Origin of the sequence: Paenibacillus sp. MY03 (genome assembly GCF_002165585.1) — a bacterium.
In the GTDB taxonomy this organism is placed as follows: Bacteria; Bacillota; Bacilli; order Paenibacillales; family Paenibacillaceae; genus Pristimantibacillus; species Pristimantibacillus agaridevorans.
This window is the reverse complement of the sequence record NZ_MXQD01000007.1, coordinates 232,922-252,191: the sequence shown is the minus strand read 5'-3', so window position 1 is coordinate 252,191 and position 19,270 is coordinate 232,922. Positions and strand designations below refer to the sequence as shown.

The window sequence follows — 19,270 nt, the reverse complement described above, 5'->3', positions numbered from 1 at the left end:
TAACTGTTTACCATAATCGAGATTTAGGGGAGGAGTTTACGTTTTATGCAAAATGAAAAGAGAAACAAAATCAACCGTATGGCGATGTTCATGATGGTACTGGTTCTATTTATTGCAGGGTGCTCTAACGGGCCGAATGGCAATGAAACAAACAACACGGCCACACCGGCAGGCACGGCAAACTCTTCGCAAGGGGAGACGCAGAAAGAAACCCCGTACATCGAAGTATGGGGGAACCATGGGAATTTCAAAAATGCGATCGAAAAGGATTCTCCTTATTCGAAGTGGATGGTGGAGAAGACTGGAGTAGGCTATACTTCGCCTTTGGTTCCTTGGGAAGGTGGCGCTTCATACATTCAACGTTTGAATACGCGGATTGCAAGCAATGATCTTCCTGATGTGTTCCTGCCTTGGGGCGGAATTGAAGGTACGTTGATTAATCAAGGCGCTTTGGCGGATCTGACTGAATACTTGCCTGAGTACGCACCTAACATATGGAGTCAAATTCCAGAGGATATCTGGAACGTTGTGCGCACCTCAGATCCGACGGGTGAAGGGAAAATCTATTATATCCCAAGAGTAGAGCTTTATGAGGGATACGGAGCCTTCATTCGCCAGGACTGGCTGGATCGCGTTGACATGAAAGTGCCTCAAACAAAGGAAGAACTTGAGACTGTATTCCAGGCGTTCCTTGACCAGGATGCCAATGGCAACGGAGATCCCAACGATGAAATTCCAATCTCGGGGAGAGAGTTCGGACGGTGGATGGACGTTCTGTTCGGCATGTACGGAGTAGCCATGTGGGAAGGGTTTCCAATGTGGGACCTTTATGAAGGAGAAATTACTTATTCAGGAGTCAGTTCGAATATGAGGGCGGCCATTGTCAATTTGAGAGAGATGTACGAGAAGGGTTTCCTGGACAATGAAACCTTCTTGAACAAGGCAGCGGACTGGACGGGCAAGATTAATGCCGACCGGGTAGGTTCCTGGTTCCATATTAATAAGAACACCCACGCGAATATAGAAAGTATTTACCAGGTTAATCCGGACGTTCAGTTAACGGCGTTGCCGGTTCCGAAAGTGGAGGGCTACGAAGGCTTTACGACACAAACGCGTATTAACCGCCCAGAATTTGTTATCGCGAATAAAGGGGAAGAAACCATTATTAATGCATTGAAAATATTGGATTGGTTCCACGATCCTGCGAATAGGGAAGATGTCATATTCGGGATTGAAGGAATTGATCATAAGGTGGAAAACGGGCAAAAAATCATTCTTCCACAAGACTTCGAGAAAAATTCGGCAAAGGTTATAAATAATTTCATCTTTCGTCTGGAAGACCTGCTCTATCAGCTTGAGCTTGAGCGGGGGGCTGTCGATGAACAGCGCGCGAGCCTGTTCCAGCAGAGAGAGCAAATTCTGATCGACAACCAGCCATATGCCAAGATAATAGCGGGTGAAGGCGTGCCGTCCAGTGTATACGAAGGATACGCCGATATTCAGAACCATACGTTATATCAGGAAGTCATGACCAAAATTATTATTGGCGATGAACCTATCGAAAGATTCGACAAGTTTGTGGAAGAATGGCATCAAAGCGGCGGACAAGTCGTGACAGATCGTGTACGTCAATGGTACGCAAAAGTTAAATAAGGTTGGAAAAGGGGAACTCCGCAACAATGGAACCTTTCAAACACGCGGTATGGATCTGGAATGAAGGCGGCCCGGATGAGGTCAATCAGTATGTTGAATTTCGTCATGAGTTTGTGCTTGACCAAGCAATGACAGATGCCGGATTCTATATTTCCGTCGATTCAGATTACGTCCTTTGGATCAATGGGACGTTCGCAGATGCCGGGCAATACGACGATTATCCGGACCATAAGGCCTATGATTGTTTGGCGATCGGCCATTTGCTGCGGCGTGGGAATAACGTCATCTCGATACTCGCCCACTATCAGGGAGAAGACAGCTTTCAATATATAAAGGGAAATCCAGGGTTAATCTACGCGCTGGAAACAGAGGGTGCGACGGTTGTCAGCGGGAAGGACACGTATTATCGAGTGTCTCCGACGTATGTGAGCGGGCCGGTTCCCAAGATTACGAATCAGTTGGGATTTACGTTTGAATATGATGCGGCCAATCACTCCTTATGGCGGGACGTTGAATATGAGCGGGAAGCGGATTGGAAGCGATATGATCCAGAGCATCGGACGACCGAGATGAGTCCCGCGTTATACCCCAGACCCATCCGCAAGCTTGAGCTGAACAATCGATGCACCGCGCATATCGTGTCCCAAGGCTTGTATGTGCGTCAAGAGGTTCAAGGCGCAACGGTTGCTGAGCTGATGCAGCAAGATTATTTGTCCTATCGATTGCCGGAGGTCATTGTTGGACAGAAGGAGCCGTCTCCGCTGCCGCGGCCCGAAGGTTGCGCCATAAGCCCTGAATTATTCCGTGCGGATGGCGGACTGTACCTGCTGCTGGATCTGGGGAGGGAAGAGTGCGGTTATCTGGAGCTGGAGTTGGAGGCGGAGGTTGGGACAACGATTGATATCGCATATGGCGAACATCTGGACGATCTTCGGGTCCGATCCCATGCGCGCGGCAAAAACTTTGCTGTTCGATATCGGTGTGGGGATGGCCGGCAAATGTTCACCTACTATTTTAAGAGAATGGCTGGCCGGTATTTGCAGCTTCATATCAGCGGCGTGAAGGAGAAGCTGGTGCTCTATTACGCCGGATTGAGGCCGGCTGAATATCCGGTTGAAGCGAAAGGGAAATTCGATTGTCCGGACAGCCTGCACCGGCAGATCGAGAAGATTGCCGTCCGCACTCTCCATCTATGCATGCACGAGCATTACGAGGATACGCCTTGGCGCGAGCAAGCGTTGTATGCGATGGACTCCCGGAATCAAGCTTTATGCGGGTATTACAGCTTCGGCGAATACGAGTTCCCGGCTGCTTCCTTCCGGCTATTGGCAGAAGGGTTGAAGGAGGATGGTTTCCTGACGTTAACGGCCCCCTCGGTCGTGCCGATTGCCATTCCGTCGTTCAGCTTTCTCTGGGTCGTTGCATTGGAGGAGCATCTGTTGTACAGCGGAAATACGGATCAGGCAAAGCAAATGCTGGGCTATGTTCATCAAATGCTGAAGCTGCATATCTATCGCATGCGGGAGCAATTGCTTGTTACGCCGGAGGATCCTGCGTACTGGAACTTCTATGATTGGGCCCCGGGCATGCACAATTGGAAGCAGTCCGCTGTCGACAGCAAAGGGAATATTCGGTGCGACGCACCTCTTAATTTATTTTTTGCAATGGCGTTGGATGCGGCAGGGATCATGGAGAGGCACTGTGGAAGCGCAGAGCGGTCGCAGTATTATCTGCATATCGCCAAGCAGGTGAAGAAAGCGTTCCACGAACGGTTCTGGGATGCCGAGAGGCTTGCATATCGTACCTATCTGGGCGGAGACAGCGAGGATCATTATGCGGAATTGACGCAAGCCTTGGCATTATGCGCCGGGGCTTGCCCCGAAGGGACGGCAGAGCGGTTGAGGGCAAAGCTGGCGGCTCCCGACAACGGGTTCATACCGGTTACGCTCAGCTATTCTTACTTTAAGTACAAGGCTTTGCTGGATGAGCCGGACCAATACGGGACTGTTGTGTTTGGCAGCATTGCCGAGGATTGGGGCGGCATGCTGTATCGAGGCGCAACTAGTTTCTGGGAAACGAAAGGCGGTGCGGCCGATTTCGGATTGGCGGGCAGCTTGTGTCATGGTTGGTCGGCCATCCCGATTTACTTCTATTATGCGTATATACTGGGGATTCGACCGCTGGAACCGGGTTTTAAGCGGTTTAGAGTAGAGCCAATTCAGGGGATATTCCATCAAGCCTCCGGCACCATACCAACACCCTATGGGGACATCCATGTGAAGTGGTCGCAGTCATCCGAAGGTTTAATGTGCAATGTGATTCACCCGCAAGAAACATACTATTCTTAAGTGGGAGTGATTCATTGTGACTGGCACTACGGTGAAGAGAAAAACGATTGTCGGCAGCTTCCGGGATATCGCGATCCTTACGGGATTCTTGGTAGTGCTCGTTATAGGGAATCTGATCGGAGCATCTCGCGCACAGGCGCAAAATATCGGAGACAATGTAATGAGCAATGGGGGGTTCGAGCAGCTTGGCTTGGGTAATCCCCTTAATTGGGATGCGATGGCCGGCTGGGGAAATCCGGAGATTGCATTGTCCACCAGCGAGGTCTATGCCGGATTGAACAGCGTGGCCATTCAAACACAGCAGAATACGAAACCTTGGATTGTTCAAACGATCCCCTACGAAGCCGGTGCGACGTATGAAATTTCGGCTTGGCTGAAAGGGGTCTCGGTGCAAGGGGCAGGGGTAGGCTTCAAGCTGGAATATTACAAGGGTAATGAGATTATTAGCGAAAATCATCTGCTCGAATACGATACGATCCACTCGATACTGAGCGATTCCGTTACCGGCGATTGGCAGCGGATCAGCATTCAGGACGTGGCGCCGCTGGAAGCGGGGCTCGTCAAAGTCTATTTGCGGCTATACGGCACTGGCACCGTCTACTTTGACAACGCGGCCTTCGAACTGCTGAAGCACAGACCGATGATCGAGCTGGCGACCGATCAATATTTCTACTATTCCCAAGTGACAGAAGGTCAGGTCAGGGCATCGTTCTTCTCGGCAGAAGAGCCTTTGGAGGACCTGCATGCGGAAGCCCGCATCTATCGGCAATCGACTGGCGTCACTATCGCTACGTATTCCCAGGCGAGCGCCGGGCAGCCGTTGAATTTCGGCTTCGATCCTTCGCAGATGGCCAAGGACGAGCCCTACCGGGTAGAAGTCAAGCTGCTGGACAGCTTGAATACGGTGCTTGAAACGGCCCAATCGACCATCTACCGTCATGATCCGCCAGAGATGCTGCGCGAGGATGGAACGCTTCTCGTGGATGAAGAGCCGTTCTTTCCGATTGCCGCCTATCATGTGTTTCAGACGGATTATCCCTATGTGGCCGAGGTAGGGGTAAACACCGTTCAGGGCAGAGTGACGAATAATGCCGATGTGCTGGAAGATGTGCTCGATGACGCCGATCTTAACGGCTTGAAGGTCATGGTCCCGTTATATTACAACATGCAGGTCGGTGAAAACGAGGCCATGACCACCGAGTTTGTAACGAGATTCAAAGACCATCCGGCCGTTCTGGCATGGATGATTATGGATGAGCCCATTTATAATGGCAAAACCTCGGAAGAGCTTATTAATGCCTATCTAACGATAAGATCGATTGACAAAAAACATCCCGTATATATGGTCGAGGCCCCTTATGCGACCTATGATATTACTGCGAAATCAACGGATATATTCGCAACGGATTACTATCCGCTTCCGGATCAACCTATCTCGCTGGTAGGAGAGCATACCGCGTTAGCCAAGCAGATGGTCGGGGAGAATAAACCGGTGTGGACGGTACTGCAAGCGATGTATAATCCGCCGACACGGCCTTATTTACCAACCATTGAGGAAGTTAGAAACATGGCCTATCAGTCCTTTATCAACGGGTCGCAAGGAATCGCTTATTATTCCATTAATGAGGCAGGATGGCAGTTGCGATACTCGCCATTGTGGCTTGGCCTAATGGATTTCAAGGAAGAGCTGGATGTCATAGGCCGTCTTGTCGTCGATGCGGACAGGATTAGTGAGGGGCAGAGCGGGGACGTTCAGTGGTCGATGTGGGAAGATGGCGACGAACGATATGTGATGGCTGTCAATGTCAGCGATGAAACGCAGCAAGCAACCGTTCCGCTTGGCGTGACCGGCTATCATGCGGAGCTGTTGTTCGGAGATTCCCGCCCGTCGATCGATGAATTTGACGACGAATTAATCTTGACGATGGAGCCGGAGCAGGCGCTTCTCTATCGGATCGTTCCTTTCCAGACATCCGTCGATCAAGCGATCGTTGCGGGGAATGCAGCATCCGCGTTATCTTCGCATTCCCATTGGATTGCCAAGATGAGTGCATTGGATTCCCGATTGACCTCGATTGAACATGAACTGGAAGAAGTGAGTCCAAGCTTGACGGATGCAGCGAAGGACACGCTCAAGGCTTTGCGAATTCTGGGTGATCTGAATGATTGGGTTCATGCATCTGCAGTGAATCCGGAGAAACAGGAAATGCTGGATGCGCTTGACCAAATGAAGAAGCTGCTGGGACCTATAGCCGGCGCTTATGCACTCGCCGATCTTGAACTGGGCGAGAATCATATATTCGGTCAAGGTGAGTTGAATGAACTGCAGGTAAGCTTGACGAATCAAGCACCAAGCTCCGCGGAAAATATAAATGTCAACTTGCTGCTGCCGGAAGCTTTTAATGTGGCTCCGATAAGCCAGTCGCTGCAGCAGATCGGCAGCGGATTGTCCGATTCTATGGCATTCAGCTTTCAGATCGCCTCATCGATCGAACGCGGCCGTTACCCGATTCGGTTGGAGATCGAGTTTGAATATAAGGGAGCCCCAGTCACTATAATGAAGTCGATTGCCTATTCGTATACGGACTTGCTGCGAGCAGCGGCAGAACCGGCGGTCATATCCACCAATAAGGGCGGCGCTTATTCGTTTGCATTGGATATGACTAGCAACGCTTCAAGGAATTTACCAATCACGTTGAATAACGGTCCACTACCTTCGGGAATAACGATGCAACTGCCGCAACCTTTTACCTTGCCTGCACAAGAGCAAGCGACAGTCACCGGTTCGGTGTACTTGCCAATGGAGATAACCGAAGGGGTATACGAAACATCCATAGGGATCCAGACAGGTGGGTATACCGTTCAAGCGGTGCCGCTTACGATCGTTGTCGATTACAATATGCTGCATAATCCGGGCTTTGAGCAAGCGACTGAAGTAGGCTCGTCGCCGGAAGGGTGGATTATGCGTCAGGGAAGCTGGGTCCAGGATGCGGTACACAGCGGACAGTATGCCGTTGCTTTGAATCCCGACCCTAACAGTAATTACAATGTCATTAATTCTTCGGGGTTGATGCCTGTAACGCCGGGAGCCCGGTATAAGCTGAGCGGCTGGGTGAAGAACGATTCCACAACTGGAGAGGTCAGAATCGGCCTCAGGCAGATTAGAGAAAACCAAACGTCTACAATCGGCTATACGTGGAAAACTGTCGATGACGATTCCGACTGGACGTACTATGAGCTGGAGCTTAGAGCTGCTTCCCAGGCAAGTTATGTGCAGGTTTACCTGGAATCGGGCAACGCTGCGAACGGGACCGCATGGTTTGATGATTTCTATGTAGAGGAATTTATAGACCGGGTTCAAGTGGAAGCTGTTCCCGCGTCGATTACAACAAACAAGGGCGGCAACTATTCGTTTGCAATCAGCGTGACGAATACCGATTCGGAGGATAAGCAGATTGCGTTAAGTCCGGGGCTGCTGCCTGCGGGGATGACGCTGCAGTTGCCTGGCGTATTCACTTTGGCCGGCAATGGACAGATGACCGTTACCGGGTCAGTATACCTGCCGGCCGAAGTGCCGGAGGGCCAATACTTGGCGACGATCCTTGTATCGGATGGAAACACCGTACAGACTGTGCCGCTGCAGATTAATGTTAATTATAATATGCTGTACAACCCGGGTTTTGAACAAGGCACAGGTGCAGGCACGACTCCTGATGGCTGGCTTATGCGTCAGGGAAGCTGGGTCCAGAATACCGTGCATAGTGGACAATATGCGATTGCATTGCTGCCGGACAGTCAAAACGTGTATAACGTCGTTAATTCATTAGGTTTTATTCCCGTTCAGGCAGGAGCGAAATACGTACTTAGCGGCTGGGTGAAAAACGATTCCACAACGGGGGAGGTCAAGTTTGGGTTCAGACAGATCAGGGAGAACCAGACATCCACTCTGACCTACAACTGGCAAGAGGTAAGCTCCGATACCGATTGGACGTACTATGAGCTGGAGATCACGCCTGGAGCGAACGCTCATTATTTGCAGGTGTATTTCCAAGCGAATCAGCTCACGGACGGTACGGCATGGTTTGACGACTGGTATGTGGAAGAAATCATACTTCCTTGAGAGGAGGAGCCGTCATAAGCGGCAAGGATCATGAAACCAAACAAAATTGGAATAGGCATATTAGGCACGGGAAAGCGCGGCGTGTACTTCGGAGGTAAATATTTCGGCAATCATCCCGATTGCGAGCTGGTGGGACTTTGCGATATAAGAATGGAAAATCTGCTGGAGGCGAGGGAACTGCTAGGGGACATACCGATGACGACCTCGCTTGAGGAATTCCTGCAATTTCCCGGGCTGGACGCTGTCATTATTTGCAGTAACGATCATGCGCACACCGAGCATACCCTTGCTTCCATTGCGGCGGGCAAGCATGTTTACTTGGAGAAGCCAATGGCGCAAACGATTGAAGACTGTGATCGGATGATCGAAGCGGCTGCGGGGCTGGGGCGCGTATTCATGATTGGCCTTGAACTGCGCTACTGTTCGTTGATGGAGGACATGAAGCGCATCATCTCTTCCGGTGAGATTGGAGAGATCAAGATCGGCACCGTCACGGACAATGTATCGGTTGGCGGCGATTATTATTACCATGGTCCGCGGAGACGCAAGGAATATGTGAAAAGCCTGATTTTGGAGAAAGGGACGCACTCGCTGGACTTGGCCAATTGGCTGATCAATGCCTCGCCGGTAAGAGTGTATGGCTCCGGGGGGCTCGATGTGTTCGGGGGAACGGCGCCAAAGGAGAAACGCTGCCGGAACTGCGGGGAGGCGGCTGACTGCAATTACTATGTCGACAACCAGCTGGGACTGGAAATGGACTACGGGAATGTTCGAATGAAGGATGATTTATGCGTTTATTCGGAAGAATGCGATACGCATGATAATTCTCTTGTTCTGATCGACTATGATAATGGCGCGCGAATCTCCTATCTGGAATGTCATTTCACCCCCGAGTATACGCGTGAATTTATGTTTATCGGAACCAAGGGGAAGATCACGGGCTTCTATAATAATGAGCAGGATTTCAAAATTACGGTTACGAAGCGGCATAATGGCGGCGAACACATTTATTATCCGGAGCGCAGGGCCGGATCGCATGGCGGGGGAGATACGAAAATCGTCAACTCCTTCGTAGAATTGATCCATCAAGGGTTGCCAGCTATGCCGGGCATTCAAGGAGCGCGGGACAGCGCCGCCATTGCGATTGCAGCTGCGGAATCGGAAGAGACGGGGCTTCCCGTCTTGATCCCCTCCAATAAATGGCTAAGCGAACAAACAGTCAGGTAGAAGGAACGCATATCGCGAATATGGAGGTAAACGGTAGTATGAAACCAAAAGTAGCAGAGACAGCCGGAAAGCTTGGAGTTGCTGCGGCAGAGCAAGCTGCGGCGATCATTAACGATTGTATTGCACGGCGCGGATTGGCGAGAATCGTGTTGTCGACCGGCGCATCGCAATTTACGTTCTTAGAAGCGCTTGCCTTATGCAAAGTCGATTGGAGCAAAGTCGAAATGTTTCACCTCGATGAGTACGTGGGACTGCCGGTGACACATCCGGCCAGCTTCCGTAAATATTTGCAGGAGCGATTTCTGTCCTATGCTGCCCGCGCCAAAGCCTATCTCGTGAATGGGGAGGCGGAGGATATTGACGCGCATATCGCGGAGCTGACCCGGGAGATTCGCCGAGCGCCGATCGACTTGTCGTTGATCGGAATAGGGGAGAATGCTCATATCGCTTTCAATGATCCGCCTGCCGATTTTGACACGACGGCTGCGTATAAAGTCGTTGAATTGGATGAAGCGTGCAAGAGCCAGCAGGTGCGCGAGGGCTGGTTTGCTTCAATTGACGAGGTGCCAAAGCAAGCTATTACGATGACGGTACGGCAAATTCTCGACAGTGAAACGATTATTTCTTGCGTACCTTATCAAGTAAAAGCGAACGCGATTATGCTGGCTCTGAGAGAGGATATAACCGAGCAGGTACCGGCATCCATTTTGAAGACCCATAAGGATTGGCGTTTATTTCTGGATCAGGAATCGGCCTCGGAGCTGAGTGCATGAAAAAGTTTGCAATCGTCGGCGCAGGCGGCAGAGCGATGCAAATGTTCGCCGTCCCGCTGACCGCCGAGCTAAAGACGGAAGTGGAGCTTGTCGGCGTGTATGATGTCAATCCGGTCCGTGCCCAATTGTTAAGCTCCGCCGCCAACGGCATCGCCGTGTTTGACGATTTCGACCAAATGATTCGGGAGGCCAAGCCGGATGCGGTTATTGTGACGACTCCGGACAGCTTGCATGATTATTACATTATCCGCGCTCTCGAAGCGGGGTGCGATGTCATTTCCGAGAAACCGATGACCACGACGGCGGATAAATGCAGGGCGATATTGGAGGCGGAGCGAAGGACGGGCAAGAAGGTAACGGTGACCTTCAATTGCCGCTTTATGCCTTATGTGGTTAGAGTAAAAGAACTGCTGAAAGAAGGGGCGATAGGCCAAATTCACAGCGTTGTCCTCGAGTGGTCGCTGGACAAAAGCCATGGAGCGGACTACTTTAGGCGTTGGCATCGGCAAATGGACAACAGCGGCGGATTATTGATTCATAAATCGACGCATCATTTCGATATGATCAACTGGTGGCTGGAGGACGAGCCGGAGAGCGTGTTCGCGAATGGCGATCTGCTGTTCTATGGACCGACGAGAGCCGAGCGCGGCGAGAGATGCTGGACATGCCGTCATCAATCGACTTGCGAATTTCATTATGATATTTCGCAAAGCGACTTTACAAGATCGATGTATCAGCAAGCAGAGCAGGCGGACGGGTATTACCGAGACCAATGTGTATTCGGGGACGATATTGACATTTACGATACGATGTCGGTCAACGTCAAATATTCAAAAGGGACATTGTTGACATATTCACTGCAAGCGTATAGCCCTTACGAGGGCTGGAAGGCGACATTCGTCGGTACGAAAGGCCGGCTCGAAGCAGAGGATTATCAAAGCGGCTTCGAAAAGGGAGAGATGAACGAAATTCGCCTTTATAACAGCGCGGGGGAACGTATGACCTTGCACAGTCGGAAAGCATCGGGCGTCCATGGCGGCGGAGACCCTATTTTGCGCAAAATGATATTTACCGACAATGTGGCGGATCCGCTTGGGCAGCGGGCAGGTTCCAGAGCAGGCGCGATGTCGCTGATTATAGGCGCGGCCGCCAACCTGTCTATTGAAGAGAAACGGTTGGTTGCGATCAGAGAGTTGCTGTTAGAGGACTCCTATGGGGGAATGTCTGCAGCTTTTGAATCAAACTAGGGGGGCTCTTCGACGCTTACTTGGATATGATCGATCATAAATAGAGGGCGGCAAATTCCTTGTCTCCACTCCAAATAACAGCGGGGCTGTCCCATTAGGTTCATAAATTGACCTAATGGGACAGCCCCGTTCGATTTTAGTTCAAGAGCAACGTCCTTACATGATCCAGCGACTGTTTGATACTGACATATCCGTCGATTGTCATTCGATCCTGCTCTACAACGACCCATTTATAGTTCGATGCTTGAGCTTTTGCAAGAATGCCGCTCAGATCCAGAATGCCTGTTCCGAGCTCGGTCATTTCTTTGCCTTCCCTGCTTACCATATCCTTTAGATGGACGGTCTTGCAGCGCGAACCGAATTGTTCCATCACTTCAACCGGCTTGCGGCCAGCATGTGTAGTCCAAAACATGTCAATCTCGAAGTTCAACTCATCTTCGGTCGTTGCTTCCTTTAAAGTCTCCAGGATAGGCTTGTCGCCGAAGTCGTTAATGAACTCATGATAATGGTTGTGGTATAGCAAATCCATGCCCGCAGCTTTAATCTTGGGAGCTATTTCCTTGACAATACCGATCAAAGTCTGAACATGCTCCTCGGATGTCATCTCATAATAAGGAATGACAATGTAGGAGGAACCGATCGTCTGGTTGTAAGCAATGACTTCATCGAGATTGTTTAGCAATTCTTCGATTCGTATATGGCTTCCCATGGAAGTAAGCTGCAGACGATCCAATATCGCCTTCATCTCTTCCGCAGGAATATCGTCGTAACCTGCGAACTCTACGCCGTCATAGCCGGCCTCGCGGACTTTTTTTAATTTTTCTGCAAAATCCCCCTTATCGTAATCGCGCAGCGTGAACAGTTGTAAGGCTACCTTTAAATGGGTCATAGCTAATTACCCCTCGCTTTTATTAGTTGATGAACCGTATATGTTTCAATGAAACTTATCCCATTATAGCGACTACTAGGTTGTTTTAGCGGTCTCATTGACTAACAAGTCATTATTTTGATTATATAGGACATAATTTTGACAGAGATAAAACACTTTAATCTGCTAAACTAATTTCATTCTATAACTATGAGGGGTGTCTTTTTAATGAAACGTTTACTTTCAAATGTTCTTCTCCTTGTTTTGACCATGAGTTTGATTGCAGCTTGCGGAAATTCGAATAACAACAATAGCACGAACGGAGAACAAGGACAAAATGCAACGAACGGCGCTGCACAAGAAGGAAATGATTTGCGAGAAAAAGAGCTTGTTAAGCTTAATGTCGTCATGATGTCGAACGACAAGGAAGACAAAGATTTAGTTGTGGAGGAAGTCAACAAAATAACTAGAGAGAAATTAAATGTTGAAGTTGAACTAACCTTTATCTCTTACGGCAACTATGTGCAGCAAACGACGATGATGCTGTCCTCCGGCAAAGGTGTTGACCTGTTGCCGATCTACATGACTCCGCTGGCAACGATGGCGAACAACGGACAAATCATCCCGCTGACCAAGCTGATCGACAAGTACGGTCAAGAGATGGTGGAAGCGATTGGCGAGGAGTATATTGAAGCGGGTCGCATCGGCGAAGACATCTACGGCATTACAACGGGTCGTGATTTGGCCAAAGCCTATGGCTTTGAAATGAGAAAAGACTTGGCGGACAAGTACAACATCGATTATGCCAATATCAAGACGCTGGATCAATTGGAAGAAGCGTTAATGATCATCCGCGCTAATGAGCCGGACGTCATCCCTGTTGTTCCTTCCAACGGCGAGCTCGTACGTAACTGGGGCTGGGATACGCTAGGGGATGACATGACGAACCTTGGCGTATTGATGGATTACGGCAAGGAATTAAATGTGGTCAATCTGTACGAAACCGAATTTTATAAAGAATTTATTACTCGCATGCACAAGTGGTACAACAACGGTCTCATCATGAAAGATGCGATCAACAATACGGAAAATGTAGGCACGATGATGAAAGCAGGCAGCGCATTCGGAGGATTCATGAACTTGAAGCCTGGATTTGATGTACAGGAAACAAGAAACTATGGAACTGAAATTGTTGTGTCGGAAATTATACCAGCATACAAAACAACATCGGATGTGCAAATGGCTACTTGGGCAATCAGCAACGGATCTAAACATCCGGAAGCAGCCATGAAGCTGTTGAACTTGATGTACTCGGATCCAGAATTGTCGAATCTGCTGATCAATGGTATTAAGGACAAGCACTACGTTGCGATTGGCGAGGCATCAAACGGTCAATCGATCATTGATTATCCAGAAGGTTTGGATGCTACGACTACAGGTTACAGACCGAGCGGCGGCTGGTTGTGGCCGAACCAAACGATTGGTCATGTATGGGCAGGCAATGCGGCTAACTATTGGGAAGAACAAACGAATTTCAACAACACAGCCGCTGTATCCGCAGCATATGGCTTTACATTCGACTCAAGCAAAGTACGTAATCAAATGACGGCAAGTTCTAATGTTGTGGCGAAATACCACGATGCATTAATGACAGGCATGCTAGACCCTGAGAAAGCATTGCCAGTGTTCTTGAAGGAATTAGAATCTGCGGGGATCAAGGATATTGTTGCAGAGAAGCAAGCTCAACTGGATAAGTGGGCTGCAGCTCAGAACAAGTAATTCGGTCGTCTTGCGGTAATGAGGAAGGTGAACATCAATGAACGCTGCGCTTGGGACGAACAAACGGAAGCACAAATATAAACGGTTTATACCCCTGTATGTAATGATGGTTCCGGGTTTGCTTTACTTGCTGATCAACAACTACGTGCCTATGGCCGGAATCATCATTGCATTCAAGCACATCAACTGGAACTCGGGCATTCTGGGCAGTCCGTTCGCAGGACTAAGCAATTTCGAATACCTGTTTAAAACGAAAGAAGCCTGGGTGATTACTCGCAATACGCTTGGTTATAATGTACTGTTTATTGTTTTGGGGACGGTCATTTCCATTGGAGTTGCCATCCTGCTGAATGAAATTCGGTCGAAGTTTTGGAAAAAGAGTTACCAGACGGTCATTCTGCTGCCGTATTTGATCTCTATGGTTATTGTCAGCTACTTGGTGTTCGCTATGCTCAGTTCAGAATCCGGATTTGTGAACAACAGCATTTTGGAGCCGTTAGGTTTGGACGGTTTGACCTGGTACACCGAACCTAAATATTGGCCTTTTATTTTGACTATTGTGCATATCTGGAAAGTGTTTGGTTATAGCTGTATTATCTATTATGCAACGTTGGTTGGTATTGACAGGGGCTACTATGAAGCGGCGGTTATTGACGGAGCGAACCGGTGGCAACAGATTGTGAACATTACGTTACCCGCGCTTAAGCCGACAGTCATTACGCTCGTCCTGTTGCAGGTCGGTACCATTTTCTACTCCGACTTCGGTTTGTTCTATCAAGTGCCAATGGATTCGGGCCCGCTATATGATGTAACGAATACCATTGACACATATGTATACCGCGGTCTGATTAAGCTCAACGATGTGGGAATGTCCTCTGCGGCAGGCGTATATCAGTCCCTCGTAGGTTTTACGCTTGTTTATATTGCGAACCGGCTCGTAACCAGGTTTAGCAAAGAGAATGCTCTATTCTAAGTAAAGGAGAATCGACATGGTTGAGAATGGAAAAGGATTTCAGGTTTTTGCAAACATCATTATGCTAGCATTGACCGTCTTTTGTTTATTTCCGTTTGTACTGCTTGTTGTTTCCTCATTTACAGATGAGAGCACGCTCATTCGTAACGGATATTCTTTATTCCCGGCTAAACTAGGCTTGGATAGTTATGCCTATATGTTTAAGAAGATAGAAACCATTGCGCGAGCTTACCTCATCACGATCGTCGTCACGGTATCAGGTACGTTGATTAGCATGATGCTTACGGTGCTGCTCTCCTATCCGTTGTCGAGAAGAGATTTGCCGCATCGCAACACCTTTGCGTTTCTAGTCTTTTTTACCATGCTGTTTAACGGCGGGCTTGTACCAACGTACATTATGTGGACCCGGTATTTGAATATCGATAATACGATTTGGGCGCTCATCGTCCCTGCATTGCTACTGAATGCCTTTTATGTCATAATGATGCGTACGTATTTTATGACCAGCATCCCGGAAGAAGTTATTGAGGCAGGGCGAATCGACGGTGCGGGAGAGTTGCGAATTTTGGCTCGCGTGGTACTGCCGATGTCGGTGCCAATGGTCGCTACATTATCCCTGTTAATAGGGCTCGGCTATTGGAATGATTGGCGGAACGGTTTTTATTATCTGACGGATTCGAGTCTGTTCAGTATTCAAAATATGCTTAATACGATGCTTCAGGATGTTCAATTCCTTGCCAGCGGCGGAGCCGGCGGGAACGCCGGAGAAATTGCGGCGGCCATGCCAAGCGTCGGGATCAAGATGGCGATTGCGGTAGTAGGCGCTGTTCCTATTTTGATTGTATATCCATTTTTTCAGAAATATTTTGTCAAAGGAATTACAGTCGGAGCAGTCAAAGGTTGACGTTAGACTAGGGCGTGTCTGAATACTCCGAGGGTAGCGGGTTTTCAGACACGCCCTAAAAGGCCGCCGTGGAGAATCTTCCCCATGGTGGCCTCTTGCTATAATTTGAGCAGCTAGGAGATCACTTCATGAAAAAAAGGGTCCGTGCATCAATCCAAATGAATGTGTTGCGCAACTTATTGTTGATTACGCTTCCATTGATTGGCTTACTGTCGGTCTATAATTTCTACTCTTACTACACGTTTAACGCCAAATTCGTAGAATCCAATCAACAGTCGCTCGCGTTATACGCGCGGAATATGCAGATTGATCTGAATGCGCTGGACACGCTATTAACTCATGTGACGGTGATGGACCATACCTTTCGCTTATTTAGTCATCCTACCGATAAAATTCAAGCCCATGTGGCGGCACATGAATTGATGATTCAGTTTAAATCGGCGCTCAGTACCTACAAGATGGCGGACGCATTTTTTGCATACAGCGATGTCAGTCAAACCTATCGCGATATTTTTGCATCCGATTATCCTTATTCATTAAAAGAAGCGATCCGGGAGAAGATGCATGCGTTGACCCAAACCAGTGATAACTTTTATTATAAAGGCTGGTTAGCCTATGAAGTTCAAGGTAAAAACTATTTGTTCAGACTGCTCGGCAAGGAAGGAACTTATGCAGCCGTAATGGTGGATCTTGGGCGCATCTATTCAACGGATCTGGTGCATGACGGCGTCGAGGTCATCCACGCGACAAAGGATCAAGTTGCTCTGACAAATCGGCAGTTTGTGGAAAAAGAAGATCCCTGGAACAATGACGATTATGTGATCGTCGGCTCCCCGATCGAGAACAGTGAAATTCAATTGATGTTTGCCGTTCCCAAACCTAATGCATTTAAGGGCGGATTCGCCATTCTATTCTCCTTGTCGCTGGTTGTGGTTGTACTCGTCTTTATTCGCCTTGTCATGTTGAACCGATCTTTATTGCTGCCGTGGCTGCGGCTGGTTAATCGTATTGGAAAGGGTTCTGATCCCGAGCGGCGCGAGGAATATCGGATTGAAGAATTCAAGCAGGTAGATGCTGCCTTTACGCATATGTCGAATGAAATTCAGCAATTAAAAATTTCGGCGTATGAGGAGGAAATAAGGCGGCAGAAGGCAGAAATGCAGCATTTGCAGCTTCAGATTCGCCCTCATTTCTATCTCAACTGCTTAAAAAGCTTATACGGTATGGCGCAGCAGCAAAGCTTTGGGCGGATGCAGCAAATGATTTTAGCCATATCCAATCACTTGCGCTACAACTTTAAAGATAATTTGCAGCTGGTATCTCTTGCTCAAGAGAAGGAGCATGTACAAAACTATATCCGTATTCAGCATATCGCTCATCACATTCCGCCTGTGTGCGAATGGCAGGTCGATACGGCTTTGATGGATTTTTCCTTGCCTCCGCTGTCTATTCAAACTTTCGTAGAGAATAGCGTGAAATACGCAACGAGGCCGGAAGAGCAACTGCGTATTCATGTGAAAGCCGTTATACTGGAAACGGATGAAGGCAACTATGTAGACATTACAATTCAAGACAACGGAGATGGATTTAACGATTCGATTCTGGAAGAGCTGAATGAAGGCGATTCCACGATCTATACCGATGTTCATGTTGGAATCAGTAATCTGCGTCATCGTATATCTTTGCTGTATGGTGACAAGGCATGGCTGGTTTTCTTTAATACGGAAAACGGAGCAGCAGCCGAAATGATTTTGCCGCTTAGGTCCAGACTGCAACGGGAGGACGGGACAGAATGAATGTACTAGTCGTAGATGACCAATATGACGTTGTGCAAGGCGTCTTGACAGGCGTGGATTGGCAGAAGCTTGGCATTACTTATGTCTATCACGCCTATAGCGCGGATGAAGCGAGGAGGCTGCTCCAGGAAAAGGAGATACAAGTACTGCTCTGCGACATCGAGATGCCCAGGGAGAATGGGTTGGAATTGTTCAAGCGGGTGAAAGAAGATTATCCGGACTTGCAGTGTATTTTTCTTTCTGCCCATTCCGAATTCGAGTACGCCAAAGAAGCCATTCAGCTTGGCAGCTTTGACTACATTGTTCAGCCGGCCAGCTACGAAGACGTGCAAGCGTCGATCGAACGCGCAATTCTGCAAATCGAGGCGAACTCAGAGCGGCGGGAGCTTTATGAATATGGAGCATATTGGCGGGAAAACGAGCCTTTTTTACTGGAGAATTATCTTCGCAGCTTTCTGCTTAACTCAGGCCACTCCTATCAGCAGCTCCAGCGCGACTTAAACAATCTGAACATACGCCTTACTGCCCAAACCTCTTTTCGGTCGGTGCTCATTCAATATGCAAAACCGAGCGAGCAGGCAGGCAAAGACGAGTTGAAGCGCGAAGTGGTTCAGTTGATGGAGCCGTATAACTTAAAGGTATTGTTCGCTCAGTTGGATGATGCGAATTACATGGCCATTCTATATACGGAAGGTTCGTTCGACGCTCCAGTTGAAAGCTTGCTTAAACATTTGATCGTGAATGTTCAAAAGAAACATTCCTGCTCGATCATTTGCTATTTCTCGGATATTGGGCTGGCCGACATGCTTAAGCAGCATTATCAGACGCTCTGTCAGATGCGTCAGCACAATGTTGCTTTGTACAGTAAAGTATTTACGAGACAAAATATGAACTACCTTAAGGAAGGCTCATACGGAGTGCCGGATATGCAGGAATGGGTGATGCTCATAGCCAATGGCGGCAGCCGGAAGGTGCGCAGCGAAATTCATAATTACATGGAGCAGCAGAAAGGGAAAGGCAGGATTCACGCCGAATTTCTTGCGCGCTTCCATCAGGATTTCATTCAGCTTTTTTTTGCCGTCGCCAAACAGATGAAGCTGGATGCGAGCGAAGTTTTCTTTAATCGTTACCCTTACTCCGAGTACATTCAGGCCTACACGTCGCTTAGTAAAATGCTGGATCTGGTCAATTTTGTATTGGACTATGTGGAAGAGCATACCACGGATGCGAACCTTGTCCCGGATCCAATTGAGCGAGTTATAGCCTACATTGATCAAAATATTGAGAAGAGCTGCAGCCGTGCGGAAATTGCCGAAGCGATTTACATGAATCCAGAGTACTTGTCGCGGTTGTTTAAGAAAGTAAAGGGGATAGCGCTTAATGATTATATTACGATGAAGAAGACGGAAATCGCCAAGTCGCTATTGACGAATACGAACATTCCGGTCAATCTCATCGCATCCAAAGTGGGCTACTCCAACTTCTCCTACTTCTCGCAAGTATTTAAAAAATATTGCGGCCTAGCGCCGTTGGAATATCGGCAACGGAAGGAACAGGAGTAACGGATTTACATCCAATCCGT

General features: G+C 48.6%; 12 protein-coding genes. 11 read left to right on the top strand and 1 reads right to left on the bottom strand.

Translation table 11 applies throughout. The annotated features are described in order from the left end of the window. Positions 1–45 precede the first annotated feature (45 nt). Genes B1748_RS08600 through B1748_RS08575 form a run of 6 tightly spaced genes read left to right on the top strand, consistent with a single transcriptional unit; the run spans position 46 to position 11,368 of the window. On the top strand, positions 46–1,653 hold the full coding sequence (locus tag B1748_RS08600) for an extracellular solute-binding protein (protein ID WP_087567482.1): 1,608 nt from the start codon (positions 46–48) through the stop codon (positions 1,651–1,653). 26 nt (positions 1,654–1,679) lie between these two features. Next, complete coding sequence (locus B1748_RS08595; protein ID WP_087567481.1) at positions 1,680–4,001, top strand: family 78 glycoside hydrolase catalytic domain; 2,322 nt, start codon at positions 1,680–1,682, stop codon at positions 3,999–4,001. A gap of 16 nt (positions 4,002–4,017) precedes the next feature. Further along, on the top strand, positions 4,018–8,121 hold the full coding sequence (locus B1748_RS08590; protein ID WP_087567480.1) for a carbohydrate binding domain-containing protein: 4,104 nt from the start codon (positions 4,018–4,020) through the stop codon (positions 8,119–8,121). A 30-nt stretch (positions 8,122–8,151) separates the two neighbouring features. Continuing rightward, on the top strand, positions 8,152–9,348 hold the full coding sequence (locus tag B1748_RS08585; protein ID WP_087567479.1) for a Gfo/Idh/MocA family protein: 1,197 nt from the start codon (positions 8,152–8,154) through the stop codon (positions 9,346–9,348). Positions 9,349–9,386: 38 nt separating this feature from the next. Continuing rightward, positions 9,387–10,121 (top strand): 6-phosphogluconolactonase, encoded by a 735-nt coding sequence (locus B1748_RS08580; protein ID WP_087567478.1) that lies wholly within the window; start codon positions 9,387–9,389, stop codon positions 10,119–10,121. Then, the gene (locus B1748_RS08575; RefSeq protein WP_087567477.1) at positions 10,118–11,368 is read left to right on the top strand and encodes a Gfo/Idh/MocA family protein; all 1,251 of its coding nucleotides are present in this window, start codon (positions 10,118–10,120) and stop codon (positions 11,366–11,368) included. Before B1748_RS08580 ends, B1748_RS08575 begins: the two co-directional genes overlap by 4 nt. Positions 11,369–11,504: 136 nt before the next feature. Here B1748_RS08575 and B1748_RS08570 read toward each other — a convergent pair whose 3' ends face one another. Continuing rightward, the gene (locus B1748_RS08570) at positions 11,505–12,257 is read right to left on the bottom strand and encodes a sugar phosphate isomerase/epimerase family protein (RefSeq protein ID WP_087567476.1); all 753 of its coding nucleotides are present in this window, start codon (positions 12,255–12,257) and stop codon (positions 11,505–11,507) included. Between the two features lie 207 nt (positions 12,258–12,464). Between B1748_RS08570 and B1748_RS08565 the strand changes: the two genes are divergently transcribed. The 5 genes from B1748_RS08565 (at position 12,465) to B1748_RS08545 (ending at position 19,250) form a co-directional block, all read left to right on the top strand. Then, on the top strand, positions 12,465–14,015 hold the full coding sequence (locus B1748_RS08565) for an ABC transporter substrate-binding protein (RefSeq protein ID WP_179215480.1): 1,551 nt from the start codon (positions 12,465–12,467) through the stop codon (positions 14,013–14,015). 37 nt (positions 14,016–14,052) lie between these two features. After that, positions 14,053–14,988, top strand: coding sequence for an ABC transporter permease (locus B1748_RS08560; protein WP_256975579.1), 936 nt, complete (start codon positions 14,053–14,055; stop codon positions 14,986–14,988). A 16-nt stretch (positions 14,989–15,004) separates the two neighbouring features. After that, positions 15,005–15,892: a carbohydrate ABC transporter permease gene (locus tag B1748_RS08555; protein ID WP_087567474.1), complete on the top strand. Its 888-nt coding sequence runs from the start codon at positions 15,005–15,007 to the stop codon at positions 15,890–15,892. Positions 15,893–16,020: 128 nt separating this feature from the next. Further along, positions 16,021–17,688 (top strand): sensor histidine kinase, encoded by a 1,668-nt coding sequence (locus B1748_RS08550; RefSeq protein WP_087567473.1) that lies wholly within the window; start codon positions 16,021–16,023, stop codon positions 17,686–17,688. Beyond that, complete coding sequence (locus B1748_RS08545; protein ID WP_087567472.1) at positions 17,685–19,250, top strand: response regulator; 1,566 nt, start codon at positions 17,685–17,687, stop codon at positions 19,248–19,250. The genes B1748_RS08550 and B1748_RS08545 overlap by 4 nt, the downstream gene beginning before the upstream one ends. The last annotated feature ends 20 nt before the right edge of the window (positions 19,251–19,270 follow it).

What these genes read in the sequence shown, in the direction of transcription:
- B1748_RS08600 (WP_087567482.1), top strand. Translation starts at nt 46, where the DNA reads ATGCAAAATGAAAAGAGAAACAAAATCAACCGTATGGCGATGTTCATG.
- B1748_RS08595 (WP_087567481.1), top strand. Translation starts at nt 1,680, where the DNA reads ATGGAACCTTTCAAACACGCGGTATGGATCTGGAATGAAGGCGGCCCG.
- B1748_RS08585 (WP_087567479.1), top strand. Translation starts at nt 8,152, where the DNA reads ATGAAACCAAACAAAATTGGAATAGGCATATTAGGCACGGGAAAGCGC.
- B1748_RS08580 (WP_087567478.1), top strand. Translation starts at nt 9,387, where the DNA reads ATGAAACCAAAAGTAGCAGAGACAGCCGGAAAGCTTGGAGTTGCTGCG.
- B1748_RS08575 (WP_087567477.1), top strand. Translation starts at nt 10,118, where the DNA reads ATGAAAAAGTTTGCAATCGTCGGCGCAGGCGGCAGAGCGATGCAAATG.
- B1748_RS08570 (WP_087567476.1), bottom strand. Translation starts at nt 12,257, where the DNA reads ATGACCCATTTAAAGGTAGCCTTACAACTGTTCACGCTGCGCGATTAC.
- B1748_RS08565 (WP_179215480.1), top strand. Translation starts at nt 12,465, where the DNA reads ATGAAACGTTTACTTTCAAATGTTCTTCTCCTTGTTTTGACCATGAGT.
- B1748_RS08560 (WP_256975579.1), top strand. Translation starts at nt 14,053, where the DNA reads ATGAACGCTGCGCTTGGGACGAACAAACGGAAGCACAAATATAAACGG.
- B1748_RS08555 (WP_087567474.1), top strand. Translation starts at nt 15,005, where the DNA reads ATGGTTGAGAATGGAAAAGGATTTCAGGTTTTTGCAAACATCATTATG.
- B1748_RS08550 (WP_087567473.1), top strand. Translation starts at nt 16,021, where the DNA reads ATGAAAAAAAGGGTCCGTGCATCAATCCAAATGAATGTGTTGCGCAAC.
- B1748_RS08545 (WP_087567472.1), top strand. Translation starts at nt 17,685, where the DNA reads ATGAATGTACTAGTCGTAGATGACCAATATGACGTTGTGCAAGGCGTC.